Source organism: Pseudovibrio sp. WM33 (assembly GCF_001623165.1).
Classification (GTDB): domain Bacteria; phylum Pseudomonadota; class Alphaproteobacteria; order Rhizobiales; family Stappiaceae; genus Pseudovibrio.
The window spans coordinates 56,984-71,630 of sequence record NZ_LMCK01000124.1; the positions used below are offsets into that span (position 1 = coordinate 56,984).

The following is a 14,647-nucleotide window of genomic DNA, read 5'->3' on the forward strand; positions in this document are numbered from 1 at the left end:
GTCATTGGTATGATGAGCTGAAAAGGGCTTGTGTGCAGTCGGTGAATGATAAGTCTGAGATCTCTGCTTTTAGACTTTCACGGAGAAGTTTGCTGACCTGGGTGACGATCGGAACTTGCTTGTAGGGGGAGGTAAAGCCTTATCTGCATCGTGATATGGTCATTATCGATGGACGCGCAGAGAAGCTGACTGCTGCTTTCGCAGCGAGACTATTTTATGCTCAGTTGATTTTGGATCAGGCTGTGAGGTTTAGAGGCGGGTGCCTTCTTCCATCGGTTCAACGTAATACCAGCGGCCCTTACGTTTTTTGAAGAGGCTCAGTTCTCTTTGTTCGCCGACTTGGCCATGGGCAAGGTATTTGGCGCAGAAGAGGACGCTACCCTTTGCATCACCTAGTTGCCCCTTATCGGTGCCCAGAATCTCAAGCCCTATCCATTGAGTTTGGGCAGCATATTCTGCGACCTCAATTGAACTGAAGGTTTTTTGGTAGCGGGGCCACAATGTGTCTTTCAGGTAGTCAATGCTTTTTGTGGCATAAGCGCTGTAACGTGAGCGCATAAGCTGCTCTGCTGTTTCGGGCAGGGCCTTGCCTTCCAGAAAAGGCTGGCAGCAGATTTCAAAGTCTTTTCCTGATTTGCAAGGGCAAGGTGTTGTCATCAAATACCATCCTTTAGAGCTTGGAAGGCAGCTAAACGACAATTTTGAAGCCAGGTCAAGAAGGGCAAACAAGCTCCTCCAAGAGTGATTAAAGTTCGCCTTACTGGTTCAACGCTCCAACAGCGTCTTTTGCATAAGCTCGCAACAACAAGCCCTGTGTACGGTAGGATGGTAATGCAAAGAGGACGCATTCTAATTGTTGGGGCAGGGCCCAGTGGGTTGACTGCCGCAATTGAGCTGAAGCGACGCGGTTTTACGCCTCGTATCATCGATAAGAACTCGCGCCCTCACGCTCAATCTCGTGCCCTTGCCATTAATCCTCGAACCCTCCAAATCCTGCAACCATCTGGTGTGACAGACAAACTGCTGCGAAAGGGATGGCGGATGAATCATGTCCACTTTCGTGGGCCAAGTGACGAGCTTTTAGAAGTTGATCTCTCAGACTTAGATGGGCCTTTTAATTTTATGCTGGCTCTGCCGCAATATGAGACTGAAACTGTTCTTGAACCACATCTGACAGAGCTGGGAATACCGGTCGAGCGGGAGTGTGAACTAGTCAAGCTGGAGCAGGAGGAGGAGGTCGTCACTGCAGTTATACAAACCAGTAGCGGTGACGAAGAGGTACTTCACCCACCCATGGTGATTGGGGCAGATGGTGCACACTCAATTGTGCGTTCGCAAATGGGGTTCACCTTTTCAGGCAGTTCGTATCCGCAAGATTGGGGGCTGGCAGATGTGGAGTTGGAACCGACGCTGACGATGGATGGGCCGACGATGTTTGACAGGTCACCAAATATCTTCGGTGTCATTCCATTTTCTGCGACACGGGCGCGCATTGTTGCCGATCACTCTGATCCACTTGAGACTATGCCGCCAATTTTGAAAGTTATCAAAGTCAATTGGAAGTCGTCTTTCCGGATCTCTCACCGATTGGCCAATCTCTATCAGAAAGGGCGGGTCTTTCTGGTGGGAGATGCTGCGCATGTGCATTCTCCCTTTGGAGGCAGGGGGATGAACTTAGGGATTGAGGATGCTGCGTGGCTGGCGTGGCAAGTTTCTACCGGGCATACGCATCAATATATGTTGGATCGACGACCTGTTGCCGCGGAGGTTTTGAAGACGGTCGATACTGGCACACGGTTTTTAGCGTCAAACAACACAGCGATCCGTCTGTTCAGGCAAAAGTTTCTACCGGTGTTGGGACGCACAGATTATTTCCAGGCCCGGTTCATGAACATTATGTCTGCTGAGAACACACCATTTCCTCCTTGGCTTGAAGAGGAATAATTTTCTTAAGGCTTTGAAAAGGATGGAGAAGTGCAGATAACAAAAACCGCCTTGCGGCGGTTGTTTTGTTTTTTTTGGAGCGGGCGAGGCGATTCGAACGCCCGACCCTAACCTTGGCAAGGTTATGCTCTACCCCTGAGCTACGCCCGCATATCCAAAAAATTCCAACTTCGCGAAAACTCAGTTTCTTAGAGAAACTGGAGCGGGCGATGAGATTCGAACTCACGACCCTAACCTTGGCAAGGTTATGCTCTACCCCTGAGCTACGCCCGCATCTGTTTCGCTAGAGCCGTTTGTTGCGGCCCCGTCGGTGAGGTGGGAGCTATATGACAAAAGCTCGGGGTGAATGCAACAAGGAATTTGAAATTCATTGTGGGGTTTCTCAGAGCTTGTGGATGTGGAGGTCGTGAAGTGCCTCATAAAAAATATTATATAACAATAAGATAGATAGTTTTTTAGAGTTGTTTGATCGTTGTGGAAATAATTGCACTCGAGTAAAATAACCTATGTGATTTTGTCCGAGGTCGTGGATGGGCTGCATGAAAAAGAAACAGGTTCCCTCATATATCTCAATAAGATCAGGATTTTTTTTAATCACATTCAGAATGGACATTAGCGAGCGTGGTCAAGAACAACAGTTAGACGTCGTCAGGATCACAATTTGTAATTGGGGGCAGTATGTCGCAGTCGTGCATTAGTATATTCTAAGAGAACGTTCTGAGGGAGAAGTACATGCCCTTGAGAAACATAAGTTGCACACGCCCATAGCCCTCAATTTTTTTGTCTATATTAGAGTTATTCTAAGTGTAGGGAAGGCTGCTTTGTATATGCCCCGTGATTATAATTTGCAAATTTTATAGTATTAATAAGTATTGCTAGAATTCATATTTCAAGTATTTTTTTGTATATCTCAATATATTCGATGATGGATTTGCGTTTTAAGCTGATGAAATTTTTGATATTACCATAGTAAATGTCAAGCGGTTGCATCAATGTGCTTTTGTTTGTAGTGGTTCTAAACTCCATTATCTCGTGATGATGGAGGATTTCATGCGAGCAATAATTAAGACATTGATTGGCGCATCTGTTTTCAGTATGGCTGTTCAGGGAGGAGCTTTTGCTCAATCTGAGTTGCTGGAAGAGGCGCGTTCTTACTTCAAGCCGATCCCGCACGCTGTACCTAGTGTTAAAAACAACACGATTACTCGCGAAAAAATTGATCTTGGGCGTCAGCTCTTCTTTGATCCGCGATTGTCGCTTTCGGGATTGCTGTCGTGCAACAGCTGCCACAATCTCGGCATGGGTGGGGATGATAATCTGGAAACATCCATCGGCCATGGATGGCAAAAGGGGCCTCGTAACGCACCCACCGTGTTGAATGCTGTGTTCAACCTTGCCCAGTTTTGGGATGGTCGTGCAGAAGATTTGAAAGAGCAAGCCAAAGGCCCGGTGCAAGCTGGTGTTGAAATGGCCAGCACGCCAGAGCGGGTAGAAGCTGTTCTGAACAGTATGCCGGGATACACCGAGCAGTTTTCAAGAGCATTCCCGGGTGAGGAATTGCCAGCGAACTTCGACAATATGGCGAAGGCAATTGAAGCGTATGAGGCTACTTTGATTACGCCTGCTTCCAAGTTTGATCTGTTCCTTGAGGGTAATGAAAATGCTCTCAATGCGCAGGAAAAGCAGGGACTACAGGTGTTTATGGACACCGGGTGTGCCGCTTGTCATGGCGGTGTGAATATTGGTGGTGAGGGGTACTATCCATTCGGCGTGGTTGAAAAGCCGGGTGCAGATATTCTTCCAGTCAATGACAAAGGCCGGTTTGCTGTTACTCAAACTGCCGAGGAAGAATACGTTTTCCGTGCTTCACCGCTCCGCAATATCGATCTGACTGCTCCTTACTTCCATTCCGGCAAGGTTTGGGATTTGAAGCAGGCGGTTTCTATTATGGCCAGCTCTCAGCTTGGCGCTGAGCTGAGTGAAGAAGATATTGATGCAATTACTGTTTTCCTGAAGACCCTTACCGGAGAACAGCCAAGCGTTGAGTACCCAATTCTGCCAGTTCGGACCAACACCACACCACTCCCTGATCCGTCAGTCATGACGGCTCACTAAGCAAACTATTCGCCCTCGGTTTGCTAGAGGCAGGCGGTTCTTATGGACCGCTTGCCTTTTTCTATAGGTGGCTTAAAACGGTGCAGCATTTATGTGGCAAACACTTGGTTTGCCTCAGAGACTTGGGAGAGGTCGTTCTACATGCCAGCAAGCCGTTCACAACTGATATCTTTCTTGGAAGACTTGAACATTCCGGTTTCTACAATTGATCATGAACCGGTTTTTACGGTTGCTGAATCTGCTGATCTGCATGAGCGTATTCCAGGTGGGCACACCAAGAATCTCTTCCTTAAAGACAAAAAGGGTAATCTCTTTTTGGTCGTGGCCCTTCATGATGCTACGATAGATCTCAAGAAGATTTCGAGCATCATTGGTGCATCTGGTCGTGTTTCTTTCGGCAAAGCTGATCTTCTTGAAGAGGTGCTGGGTGTTACTCCAGGGTCCGTCACGCCGTTCTCTCTGATCAATGATCGGGAAGCACAACGCGTGTCCGTGGTGTTTGATGCAGATATGATGGAGCAGGAGGTTCTGAACTTCCATCCATTGCTAAATAACGCTTCAACGGCGATTTCAGCGGAAGGTCTGATGGTGTTTGCCAAGGCATGTGGGCATGATGCCAATGTGCTTGCGGTTTCTGCAGAGGCGCAGAAAGTCACTGAAGATCTATAAAAACTGGGTGATCGCCAATTGTAATTGGTCTCATCTAAGACCATTTTAGGCAGCAGTTAGAGATTTTGATATGAGGAGCGCTGGTATGAGCAGCTCCCGGTTCAGTAAAGGGTCAAAATAATGAGTGGATCCGGTTATTCCGTAGGTGGCAGCTTTGGTGGCTCCCTTGGCGGTGGATATGGCGGCGGTTATCAGACCAACACACAGGCTGGCGCGGCATCTCCATCTGCAGCTCCGGCAGCCAATGCTGCTGACTTGATTGTTGATACGACCACTCAAACCTTTGTGCAGGACGTAATCGAGGGCTCCCGTAATCAGGTGGTCCTCGTTGATTTCTGGGCGCCTTGGTGTGGTCCTTGTAAGCAGCTTACGCCGACGCTTGAGAAAGTCGTCAAGGAAGCGAATGGTGCTCTCAAGCTGGTGAAGATGAACATCGAAGATTATCCGGAAGTTGCCGGTCAGATGGGTGTTCAGTCGATCCCGGCAGTGTTTGCGTTTAAAGGTGGCCAGCCTGTTGACGGGTTTATGGGTGCGCAGACCGAAGGTGAAATCAAAAAGTTTCTCGATCGTATTGGCGTAAACATTGGTCCAAGTGATCTGGAAGTGATGCTTGAGAAGGCTGATGAGCTTCGTGATGCTGAAGGGTATCCAGAAGCTGCACAGCTTTACGGTAGCGCGCTTTCTATCGACGCTGGCAACGTGCAGGCGTTGTGTGGGCTTGCTATGTGCTATCTGGCGCTTGGTGAGAAAGACCATGCAAAACAGATGCTCGATATGATTCCGGAAGATGAGCAGAACTCCCAGCATTTTGCAGCAGCCAAGGCTGCGCTTGAACTCGCTGAGCAATCTGAAGGGCTTGATGACCTTGCAGAGTTGCGTGAGCGTGTAGAAGCCAATGCAGATGATCATCAGGCTCGTTTTGACCTTGCGCTCGCTTTGGGCGGCAAAGGGGATAAAACTGGTGCTGTTGATGAGCTGATTGAGATTATTCGCCGTGACCGTGAGTGGAATGAAGATGGCGCGCGCAAGCAGTTGCTGCAGTTTTTTGAAGCCTGGGGCTTCAAAGATGCAGGTTCTGCTTATGGTCGCCGTAAACTCTCCTCAATTTTATTCTCGTAATCTAGGCCTAATGATAAGAGCGGAGAGCACTTAAGTGGCCTCGATGACTGTTGGAAATGCGACCTACGCAGGTATGGATGATCTGCCGCAGGTTGTGCCGTTGTTTGTTTTGCCGGGAGCTATCTTGCTCCCGCGCTCCCACATGCCTCTCAATGTTTTTGAGCCGCGCTATACGTCGATGATCGACAGTGCTTTGCGTACTGATCGCATGATTGGGGTAATTCAGCCGCAGTTTGAAACCAGTGATGAAGAGTTAGCCGGTAGGCCAAAACTTTGCACTGTTGGCTGTATGGGGCGCATTACAGGGTTTCAGGAAAGTGGCGATGGTCGCTATCTGATTACGTTGTCTGGCGTTTCTCGCTTTGTGCTTCGTGGTGAGCTGGAAGAACGTGCCCCGTTCCGTCGTGGTCACGTTGATGCGACCCGCTTTGCTGGTGATTTGACGACCGGTATCGGAGAAGATGATGTCGATCGAGATTTGCTGCTTTCAACGCTCAAAGAATACTTGAGTGTGAATGACCTTGAAGCGGACTGGGATAGCGTCAATTCTGCCTCGACCGAGGTATTGGTCAATGCATTGTGCATGATGAGTCCTTATGGACCGAAAGAGAAGCAGGCTCTGTTGGAAACAGAGAATCTGAAAGTGCGCGCGGATACGCTCATTGCGCTGGCTGAAGTTGAGCTAGCACGTGGCAATGGTGGTACTGGCAGCACGCTTCAGTGATGCAGGTAAAGACAAAAATGAATGAGGGCTCTATGAGCGAATTTGAAGCGCCACAGCTGGACCGTCGGCTTTTGGAGTTGTTGGTTTGTCCTGTGACGAAGACAACGCTTGAGTACAATCCTGAGAACCAGGAGCTGGTCTCTCGCGCTGCGAAGCTGGCTTATCCAATTCGGAATGGAATTCCGATTATGTTGGAAGAAGAAGCGCGCAAGCTTGAAGACTAAAACGTAACCATGAGAACTGATGTGGGTTCTCTGATCGCGGTTACGTGCAGAGCTTATCTTTGAAGGCTAGGAGAGATGATCTTCTAGCCTTTTTTGCAGCTCTTGTGGTTCGCCGTAAACACGTAGTGTTTTTATGCGGGCGGTGGAACCTGCAATCACTTCTGCCGATGATTTGGGAACAGAGAGTGCTTTCGCAAAAAGGGCCGCAATGGCTTTGTTTGCAGCGCCTTTTTCTGGCACTGCGCGAACGCGCGCCATCACGAGCGGTCGGCCATCGGACTGCTCGCCTATCTTTTCAATTTGATCTTTGGAGGATCTGGGGGTGAGGCGGACGGTAATGAGAATTCCGTCAGCCTGCAGTTTCCAAGGGCGTTCTTGTTCAGCCACTACTTAAAATACGTAGGGATAAACGTAGAGGCCGATGACGCGCTCAATAAGGAAAATGCCGAGCAGCAGCACAATCGGAGAAAGATCCAATCCACCCATTGCTGGCAGGAACCGGCGGATAGGGCGCAGGAGCGGTTCGGTCAGATTGTAAAGTGTCTGCCCGATCATCGCGATGAACTGATTGTTTGAGTTCACCACGTTGAACGCATAGAGCCAGGAGAAGATCACATTCGCAATAATGACCCACGTGTAAAGATTTAGGATGATGAAAACGACATCAAGAATAGCGCGCATGGACTGGTTAAACTCCAAGTTTGCGAAGATGAACTAGCTGAATTGCTTCCCTGAAGACAGAGCTTGGGAAACAGAGTTGTTCCTCATGTAACTTTGAACTGAGGCACCTGCAAGGTCCAGCATGCCTCATTTTTCTATATTTTGAGCTAATTTCACGAAGCGGTACCTGAAAAAGTACCAATTAGCAGGGGGCGTTTGCCCTGAAACTGATAGGGCAAACAATTTTTGTTCTCATCTCGCATGCTTTAGCCAAAATGGAAGGCTGGCTTAAAGCTCTCTGGCAAGTGGATCGTCTGGTCTTGTTCAGGGAACATTTCCTGCATGAGGCAGGCGGCTATGCGGTGAGAAATGGCATAGGAAATTTTGAAGCCACCAGTTGCCACCCATGTTTTGTCTTTGCCTGGAATGAGGCCGACCAAAGGGTCCCGTTTTTTACATTTTGGACGGATACCTGCCCAACGGGTGAGGATCGGCGCGTCTTTCAATGAAGGGCAAAAGCCAACTGCCTTGGAGAGCATGGTCTGAATGTCTGCTTCTACTGGCTCTTTACTGGTCCACTCCTGCTCTGAGGTGGAGCCGATAGCAACAGTGCCATTGGCATGTGAGACAACATAAATTCCGTTGTCATAGATAACCGGGAGAGGTTTGTCGGCCTTATATTCGAGCAAAAGGGATTGACCTTTCACACCCATGCCGATGGGTTTACCTGCGATCTTACTGAGTGGTTCGAAACCTTCATAACCTGCTGACAATACCACGCGATCAGCACTCAGGCTTTCACCATTGCCCAGTGAAACGGTGCCTGTAGTCTCATCAAAGCCGAGATACTCGGTGTGTTCCATGATGTCGATGCGTGTTTCCAGCAGGGTTTTGAGAGCTGCAGAGACAAGACGCGGATTGGCCCGTGCTGCCAAGGTGTCCCAAATGATGCCAAGTGGAGCGGCTTCTGGTGTGAGCCAGTCATTGAACGGTGTTTCTTTCACCACATTGAAGGTGAAGCCAGTTTCATCGCTTCTCCAGCGCTGCTTGCTTTCTTCAACGCGGGAGAGGGCATGTTCGAGCTTAGGTTCTGTGTAAAGCGGGATCAGGCGACCTGCACGGCTGTAGCCGACAGAAAGGCCAGTGGCTTCTTCCAGCTCCTCCACGATATCGGAGAGTTCGATCAGTGCGTCCAGCTGGAACTGCTTCTTGTCGTTCCATTTACTCGGTACATGGGGCATCAACGCACCAACAAGGCCAGCGCTGGCGCCTGATGCGATGGTGTTTTTTTCCAGAAGAGCGACTTTCAAGCCTTTTCCGAGTGCGGCTTTGGCGACGCTAAGTCCGAAAATTCCCCCTCCAACAACAACTATATCGTAGGTCATGTTTTTTTATTTCCCAGGTTGGGGTATAAGCCCAGACCGATTTTTACGTTAGAGATTTGGCTTAGACATATGACAGAGCGCCCAAAATTGGAATGGGATGATGCGAATGTGCCTTATGCGTCGCAGTTTGGGGATACTTATTACTCCAAAGCCGGTGGATTAGGCGAAACGCGCTACGTATTTCTGCAGGGTAATCAACTCCCTGAACGCTGGGTGGGTGCACAGTCTTTTACTATTGCTGAACTGGGATTTGGAACCGGGCTTAATTTTCTCGCCACACTGGAATTGCTTCTGAGTTTGCCGGAAGCAGAGCGGACCAAGCTGACTTATGTTTCGTTTGAGCTGTATCCGATGGAAGCTGCGGAGATTGAGAAAGCGCTGTCGCAATGGCCTGAGCTCAAAGAGCTTAAAGACAAGCTGTTGGCTGCATGGAAGCCTCAGCCGGGTTGGAATCCAATCACCATTGATGGTGTGCGACTGCTGCTTGGCGTTGGGGATGCTCGTGAGATGTTGCCAACCTTGTCCATTCCCGTTGATGCCTGGTTCCTTGATGGCTTTAATCCGGCACGAAACCCAGAGCTGTGGGGGCGAGATCTTATGCTTGCTGTCGGAGAGAAAACTGCTGTTGGCGGGACTCTCGGGACATACACCGCTGCAGGTTGGGTGCGCCGAAACCTGCAAACAGCGGGTTTTGAGGTTGAGCGTATCAAAGGCTATGGCACAAAGCGCCAGATGATGGTGGGGCAGAAAACTGCCGCCACCGAAGCCTGAGTAATCAGCATTCTGGCAGGTTAACTGCCAGACCGCCCTTGCTGGTTTCTTTGTATTTGTCGTTCATCTCCACGCCAGTCTGGCGCATGGCTTCAACGCAGTTGTCTAGTGGCATGTAGTGGGAGCCATCTCCACGCAGAGCCAGTGAAGCTGCTGAGACTGCCTTGATGGCACCAAGGCCGTTGCGCTCGATGCATGGCACCTGAACGAGGCCTCCAACCGGATCACAAGTCATGCCAAGGTGATGCTCCAGAGCGATTTCAGCGGCGTTTTCAATTTGCTCGTTGGTGCCGCCAAGAGCTGCGCAGAGACCTGCTGCTGCCATTGCCGCTGCGGAGCCAACCTCGCCCTGACAACCAACTTCAGCACCGGAAATAGAAGCATTGTGCTTGATGATGCCACCAACAGCTGCTGACGTGAGCAGGAAGATTTTGATGCCTTCATCGTTGCTGCCCGGACAATGCTCGCGGTAATACTTTACGGTTGCTGGAATAACGCCTGCTGCACCGTTTGTTGGCGCGGTGACGACCTTACCGCCAGCTGCGTTTTCTTCGTTTACGGCCATTGCATAGACTGAGAGCCAGTCGTTGGCGACGTGCGGCATGCTCATGTTATTGCCGCGTTCGTCTTCCAGCTGTTGTTTGATTGCAGCTGCGCGACGCTTGACTGTAAGGCCACCTGGTAGCTCGCCTTCAGTATTCAGGCCGCGCTCCATGCATGCGTTCATCACATCCCAGATCTGCCAGAGCTTGCTGTCCAGTTCTTGTGGATCCAGAGAGGTGATTTCGTTGGCGCGCTTCATCTCAGCAATGGTTTTGCCGGATTTTTGTCCCATCTCCAGCATTTCTTGCGCTGTAGCAAATGGATAAGGCATGCCTTTAATTTCGTCGGGAGCCTGATCACCTGACGCTTCTGCTGCTTTCAGGCGGTCCAGTTCTTCTTCGGTCAAAACGAACCCGCCACCGATGGAATAGAATGTTTCCTGGAGGTGCAGGCGGTCTTGGGCGTCGTATGCTTCGATCACCATGCCATTTGCGTGGCCTGGCAAGTTTTTCTCAAAGTCGAAGATCACGTCTTTATCGGGATCGAAGTCCAACTCTGGGAGGTCAGGAAGGTGGACTTTCTTTTCTGTCGCGATCTTTTTCTCAAGTGCCTCTGCTTCATCTGGATCCAGAGTTTCAGGCGTGCAGCCAGCCAGTCCAAGAACAACGGCTCTGTCAGTCGCGTGGCCTTTGCCAGTCCAGGCAAGCGAGCCGTGAAGCGTGCAGCGCAATCTCTTTGGTGCGCCTGCGCCGGGCCATATGCGGCGACCGTCTCTCAACTCATCCAGAAAACGTGCGGCAGCGGTCATCGGTCCCATTGTGTGGGACGAAGACGGACCTATACCGATCTTGAAAATTTCAAAGACGCTGAGAAACATGTGTTTGGCACCTTTCAGATGGCTGGGGGCGTTGTTTTTGTTTCATTAGGATAGAGAACAGCCACTATCACTGAATTTTCTAGGAATAATCGTCATAGCCTCTGAAACCAAGAGGATTATTTTTCCGGATATTTGAAATTGACGTCGCGTTTGTCCAGATACTGCAGAATTTATCTGTTCTGCTCGGAGGCTTATTGATTCAAAAAGATTTTTTTTGCACCGATTTACTGAAAGGATTGAAGAAAACGCTTTGGTTTCACGGGGAATTGATGGACTTGTTTTACTCAGTCAATGTGAATTGAGATGAAAAAACTACTAGTTGTTGAGTTTTATGATGCCAATGGGCAACAGTCTGTAGAAAACTCCTGAAACTGCAGGTCTCCAAAGTGACTTAAAACGTATATCATAGGTGGTAATTGCTTTTTCCCGATCAAGGCTGCACCTATGACCGCCTCTCTTCGTATTCTCGCAGGCTTAGCGCTTGCTTCCGTTTCCAGTCATGCACTGGCAGAAGATAGTTTTACGCCTGGTGATTTGACTGAGGAGCAAGCTAGCAAGAGATACGTCGTTGATATTGGCGTGGCTGGTTTTGTGAATCCCAAGTATGACGGTGCGGATGAATACATCATCTATCCGCTGCCCCTGATTGCGTTTTCGCGGTTTTACCTGCCGGGCTTCGGTCAGGTGAAAGAGGGCGAAACACAGGGCCTCTTCATCTATCCGTCTTTTGGGTTTGTTGGAGAGCGTAATCCTTCAGATTCCTCCTCTCTGACAGGGACAACTCGTGTGCCTTGGGCTGGAGAAGTTGGCCTTGGTGGTGGCTTCCGTCATGATTGGTTCCGTGCATTCATCGAAGTGCGCCACGGCTTTAACGGGCACCGCGGCTTTGTTGGTCGCGCCGGGATCGACGTGATCACCGAAGTTACAGATCGTTTGACGTTTGTATTCGGTCCGCGCGTTGATGCAGCTGATGGTTCATACATGAACACCTATTTCAGTGTTGCAGCAGGCACTCCATTCGGTCCATACTCCGCAGAAGGTGGTTTCAAGAGCGTTGGTGGTGTTGCGCGTGCGAGTTATGCGCTGACTGACAGCATTGGGCTGCACCTACAAGGTGGCTATGACCGTCTGATTGGTGAAGCTGCAGATAGCCCGATTACGCAGAACGACAATATGTGGTCTGTCGGGTTTGGTGCGACCTATCGGTTTGCTTGGGATATGTTCTAGGCAACCAGAGTGTCGGATAAATTTGATGAGCGAAGCCCGGAAGGATCTCCGGGCTTTTTTATTTGCTGCATGCACTGTGAGTTCTCATTGAATGTGTCGTGAATAAAGCGGTGTTTGAAGTGAAGCTTTGTGTATATTCATGAATAACAAGGTATGCATGATGTATTGGTATTGAGAGTTATATTACCTCAGTATTGAAGTATCCCTTCTGAGAGATCGTTAATAATACCCTTAGAATAAGTCGATGACAGACACCTGCTGGTGCGTATGCTAATTCACCTTAAGTATTGCGTTGAGTGAGGTGGCTTCAGTATGCGTACAATAATTACTATATCAGGACTTCTGTTTATCTGTTTATTGCTTATGGTTCCAGCCAAGGCATCCTCCACTAAAGTGTTGGCTAAGATTGATATTTCCGAGCAAAGGATGCGGATCTTCGTGGATGGGAAGGTTCAGCATTCGTGGCCTGTTTCGACGGCTCGGCGGGGCTAGAGAACGCCAGTGGGCACCTTTAAGCCAACGCGAATGCACAAACGGTATTTCTCCCGTAAGTATAACGGGGCACCGATGCCTTACTCTGTGTTTTTCTATAAGGGGTATGCCATTCATGGAACGGATGTGGTTAAGCGCTTGGGTGCGCCTGCTTCACACGGATGTGTGCGGTTGCATCCGAAAAACGCCAAGAGATTGTTCAGTTTGATTCAGGCAAATGGCCGATCAAACGCAAAGATTGTAATTGTGAAATAGTGAACACGCTTTACGTGCAGCTCTGAACATGATGTGATATCGGTCAAATAAGGCCCTTTACCCTTGCGAGCGCGTGGGTTCCTTACTAAATCAAGGGCTAAGAGATGTGCTTGAAGGCTTGTGAGCGGAAGAAGCAAGTCGGGTCGCAAACGCCTGCTCCTTCCGCTGTAGCGCTGAATACGCATAACTCAACAATCAGCGTGTCTTTCCTAACGCTAAAATCTTGCCAAAAGGTTGGCACGCTGATTTTTTTGAAAGACTTTTTTAGGGATAAAACGATTTTTTCTGAGAGCTGTGTGTTGGGAGGATGTATTGCCCAAAGAAAAAGAGGGCTTTGAATACACGCTCAAAAACCCTCTTTATATTCTCTAAAGCTGATTACGCAGTACCTTGATATCAGCTGCTTATTTAAAAGCAAAAGCTGTGCCAGTTTTGCGATAAATTTTTGGCACAATATCTGGGGTGGCTGCGCTTCTTCTCTCCAACATGCGGGTTAATTTAACAGGTTGCTTACCTATGCTGCGTCGCAATTTGCAATGCGATTTGGGAGTGTTAACCTTTGCGTTCAGATCTAGTTAAATTCGTGGTCCAGGTTCAGTGTGCTGCGTTTGCCAATGCTGTCGTAATTGTCGTGCGCCCACTTCTTTGCAGCCTGGCGGCCAATGTCGTGCAAAAGTTCTACAAATTCCCACTGGGCGTTTACCTTGGATGAAGCTCCGAAAGGGGCGAGATCTTTTGTTGCTTCTATTCTGTGCATGTAAACACGGGTGTATTCGTTCGAATCGAGGCGGCCTTCATCAATGAGCCGTGTCACAAACTCAATCGCGCGAAGCTCACGCAGCAGAGTTGAGTTGAAGGTGATTTCATTCATGCGCTCAGAGATTTCCTGAGCTGTGTGTGGAAGTTCAACCCTCTCAACCGGATTGACTTGAATAAGAAGTACATCAGTCGAGCCACCGTGTCGGAATAGCGGGAACAAAGGCGGGTTGCCCATAAAGCCACCGTCCCAATAGGCATCGTCACCAATTTCTACCGCTTGGTACATGTGCGGCAAGCAACCTGATGCCATGAGTGAATCAAGGGTGAGCTCTTCTTTTGCGAAAACTTTGATTTTTCCGGTTCGAACATTAGTCGCGGCAACATAGACCTGCATCTGGTCGCAGCTTCGTACGCGTTCGAAGTTGATTTGCTCGGCGACGAGGTCGCGGAGTGGATTATAGTTAATCGGGTTTAGTTGGTAGGGAGACATGATACGGGAAAGCAGGTCCCATGCCAGGTATGTTGGAGAATTGTCCATGCTCCAATTTCCGCGATAGACATCCATCGGGCTACGCTGGAACGGACTGGTTTCTGCTGCGGCACTGACGGATTTCCAAAAGCGGGCGAGCGCGTCTCTGGCTCCTTGTTGTCCGCCTTCAACGAGGCCATCGGCCATAACGGCTGCATTCATGGCACCTGCGCTTGTGCCTGAGATGGCGGTGATCTCCCAATCTTCGTTTTCAAGGAGCCAATCCAGAACGCCCCAGGTAAAGGCGCCGTGTGCGCCTCCACCTTGCAAGGCCAGATTGATTTTCTTTCGTTCTTTTTTCGCGGTCTTCCGAGTAGTTGCCATATGGACCTCCATAGGTCGCTTGGAAAAGAA

At 49.4% G+C, this 14,647-nt stretch carries 15 protein-coding genes and 2 tRNA genes; 9 read left to right on the forward strand and 8 right to left on the reverse strand.

What is annotated here, in order from left to right:
• Positions 1-249: 249 nt before the first annotated feature.
• Positions 250-729 carry a YchJ family protein gene (locus PsWM33_RS21445; protein ID WP_208994689.1) on the reverse strand — a complete coding sequence of 160 codons (480 nt, stop codon included), beginning with the start codon at positions 727-729 and terminating at the stop codon, positions 250-252.
• 102 nt (positions 730-831) lie between these two features.
• Between PsWM33_RS21445 and PsWM33_RS21450 the strand changes: the two genes are divergently transcribed.
• Positions 832-1,944 (forward strand): FAD-dependent oxidoreductase, encoded by a 1,113-nt coding sequence (locus PsWM33_RS21450; RefSeq protein ID WP_063301638.1) that lies wholly within the window; start codon positions 832-834, stop codon positions 1,942-1,944.
• 75 nt (positions 1,945-2,019) lie between these two features.
• Here PsWM33_RS21450 and PsWM33_RS21455 read toward each other — a convergent pair.
• Positions 2,020-2,094: transfer RNA gene (locus PsWM33_RS21455), tRNA-Gly, on the reverse strand.
• A 48-nt stretch (positions 2,095-2,142) separates the two neighbouring features.
• Positions 2,143-2,217 (reverse strand) — tRNA-Gly (locus PsWM33_RS21460).
• A gap of 777 nt (positions 2,218-2,994) precedes the next feature.
• Here PsWM33_RS21460 and PsWM33_RS21465 point away from each other — a divergent pair.
• From PsWM33_RS21465 to PsWM33_RS21485, 5 genes are all read left to right on the forward strand, one after another.
• Positions 2,995-4,059 (forward strand): cytochrome-c peroxidase, encoded by a 1,065-nt coding sequence (locus PsWM33_RS21465; RefSeq protein WP_063301585.1) that lies wholly within the window; start codon positions 2,995-2,997, stop codon positions 4,057-4,059.
• Positions 4,060-4,200: 141 nt separating this feature from the next.
• Positions 4,201-4,728 carry a prolyl-tRNA synthetase associated domain-containing protein gene (locus tag PsWM33_RS21470; protein WP_057463536.1) on the forward strand — a complete coding sequence of 176 codons (528 nt, stop codon included), beginning with the start codon at positions 4,201-4,203 and terminating at the stop codon, positions 4,726-4,728.
• Between the two features lie 120 nt (positions 4,729-4,848).
• Positions 4,849-5,847: a thioredoxin gene (gene trxA, locus PsWM33_RS21475; RefSeq protein WP_063286092.1), complete on the forward strand. Its 999-nt coding sequence runs from the start codon at positions 4,849-4,851 to the stop codon at positions 5,845-5,847.
• Positions 5,848-5,890: 43 nt separating this feature from the next.
• Positions 5,891-6,571: an LON peptidase substrate-binding domain-containing protein gene (locus PsWM33_RS21480; RefSeq protein WP_063301586.1), complete on the forward strand. Its 681-nt coding sequence runs from the start codon at positions 5,891-5,893 to the stop codon at positions 6,569-6,571.
• Positions 6,572-6,603: 32 nt separating this feature from the next.
• A complete protein-coding gene (locus PsWM33_RS21485; RefSeq protein WP_057463533.1) occupies positions 6,604-6,795 on the forward strand; it encodes a Trm112 family protein in 192 nt (63 codons plus the stop codon).
• Between the two features lie 66 nt (positions 6,796-6,861).
• Here the strand turns inward: PsWM33_RS21485 and PsWM33_RS21490 are convergent, their stop codons facing one another.
• The 3 genes from PsWM33_RS21490 to PsWM33_RS21500 all read right to left on the reverse strand — a co-directional run bounded on the left by PsWM33_RS21490 (position 6,862) and on the right by PsWM33_RS21500 (position 8,840).
• Entirely contained in the window at positions 6,862-7,182 is a 321-nt protein-coding gene (locus PsWM33_RS21490; RefSeq protein ID WP_063286091.1) for a DUF167 family protein, read from the reverse strand.
• A 3-nt stretch (positions 7,183-7,185) separates the two neighbouring features.
• A complete protein-coding gene (locus tag PsWM33_RS21495; protein ID WP_063286439.1) occupies positions 7,186-7,476 on the reverse strand; it encodes a YggT family protein in 291 nt (96 codons plus the stop codon).
• 245 nt (positions 7,477-7,721) lie between these two features.
• Positions 7,722-8,840: an NAD(P)/FAD-dependent oxidoreductase gene (locus PsWM33_RS21500; RefSeq protein WP_063291149.1), complete on the reverse strand. Its 1,119-nt coding sequence runs from the start codon at positions 8,838-8,840 to the stop codon at positions 7,722-7,724.
• A 69-nt stretch (positions 8,841-8,909) separates the two neighbouring features.
• Between PsWM33_RS21500 and mnmD the strand changes: the two genes are divergently transcribed.
• A complete protein-coding gene (gene mnmD, locus PsWM33_RS21505; protein WP_063301587.1) occupies positions 8,910-9,611 on the forward strand; it encodes a tRNA (5-methylaminomethyl-2-thiouridine)(34)-methyltransferase MnmD in 702 nt (233 codons plus the stop codon).
• Positions 9,612-9,615: 4 nt separating this feature from the next.
• Here the strand turns inward: mnmD and PsWM33_RS21510 are convergent, their stop codons facing one another.
• Positions 9,616-11,031, reverse strand: coding sequence for an L-serine ammonia-lyase (locus PsWM33_RS21510; RefSeq protein ID WP_063301588.1), 1,416 nt, complete (start codon positions 11,029-11,031; stop codon positions 9,616-9,618).
• A gap of 444 nt (positions 11,032-11,475) precedes the next feature.
• Between PsWM33_RS21510 and PsWM33_RS21515 the strand changes: the two genes are divergently transcribed.
• Entirely contained in the window at positions 11,476-12,258 is a 783-nt protein-coding gene (locus PsWM33_RS21515; protein ID WP_063301589.1) for a MipA/OmpV family protein, read from the forward strand.
• 501 nt (positions 12,259-12,759) lie between these two features.
• A complete protein-coding gene (locus PsWM33_RS28530; RefSeq protein ID WP_275078572.1) occupies positions 12,760-13,005 on the forward strand; it encodes a L,D-transpeptidase in 246 nt (81 codons plus the stop codon).
• 571 nt (positions 13,006-13,576) lie between these two features.
• On the opposite strand, the gene PsWM33_RS21525 is transcribed toward PsWM33_RS28530, so the two are convergent.
• Positions 13,577-14,617, reverse strand: coding sequence for a patatin-like phospholipase family protein (locus tag PsWM33_RS21525; RefSeq protein WP_063301590.1), 1,041 nt, complete (start codon positions 14,615-14,617; stop codon positions 13,577-13,579).
• Positions 14,618-14,647 lie beyond the last annotated feature (30 nt).

Excerpts from the sequence above, each read along its gene's own strand:
- PsWM33_RS21510 (WP_063301588.1), bottom strand. The coding sequence starts at position 11,031 with ATGTTTCTCAGCGTCTTTGAAATTTTCAAGATCGGTATAGGTCCGTCT.
- PsWM33_RS21450 (WP_063301638.1), top strand. The coding sequence starts at position 832 with ATGCAAAGAGGACGCATTCTAATTGTTGGGGCAGGGCCCAGTGGGTTG.
- PsWM33_RS21470 (WP_057463536.1), top strand. The coding sequence starts at position 4,201 with ATGCCAGCAAGCCGTTCACAACTGATATCTTTCTTGGAAGACTTGAAC.
- PsWM33_RS21480 (WP_063301586.1), top strand. The coding sequence starts at position 5,891 with ATGACTGTTGGAAATGCGACCTACGCAGGTATGGATGATCTGCCGCAG.
- PsWM33_RS21515 (WP_063301589.1), top strand. The coding sequence starts at position 11,476 with ATGACCGCCTCTCTTCGTATTCTCGCAGGCTTAGCGCTTGCTTCCGTT.
- PsWM33_RS21500 (WP_063291149.1), bottom strand. The coding sequence starts at position 8,840 with ATGACCTACGATATAGTTGTTGTTGGAGGGGGAATTTTCGGACTTAGC.
- PsWM33_RS21525 (WP_063301590.1), bottom strand. The coding sequence starts at position 14,617 with ATGGCAACTACTCGGAAGACCGCGAAAAAAGAACGAAAGAAAATCAAT.
- PsWM33_RS21485 (WP_057463533.1), top strand. The coding sequence starts at position 6,604 with ATGAGCGAATTTGAAGCGCCACAGCTGGACCGTCGGCTTTTGGAGTTG.
- trxA (WP_063286092.1), top strand. The coding sequence starts at position 4,849 with ATGAGTGGATCCGGTTATTCCGTAGGTGGCAGCTTTGGTGGCTCCCTT.
- PsWM33_RS21495 (WP_063286439.1), bottom strand. The coding sequence starts at position 7,476 with ATGCGCGCTATTCTTGATGTCGTTTTCATCATCCTAAATCTTTACACG.
- mnmD (WP_063301587.1), top strand. The coding sequence starts at position 8,910 with ATGACAGAGCGCCCAAAATTGGAATGGGATGATGCGAATGTGCCTTAT.
- PsWM33_RS21465 (WP_063301585.1), top strand. The coding sequence starts at position 2,995 with ATGCGAGCAATAATTAAGACATTGATTGGCGCATCTGTTTTCAGTATG.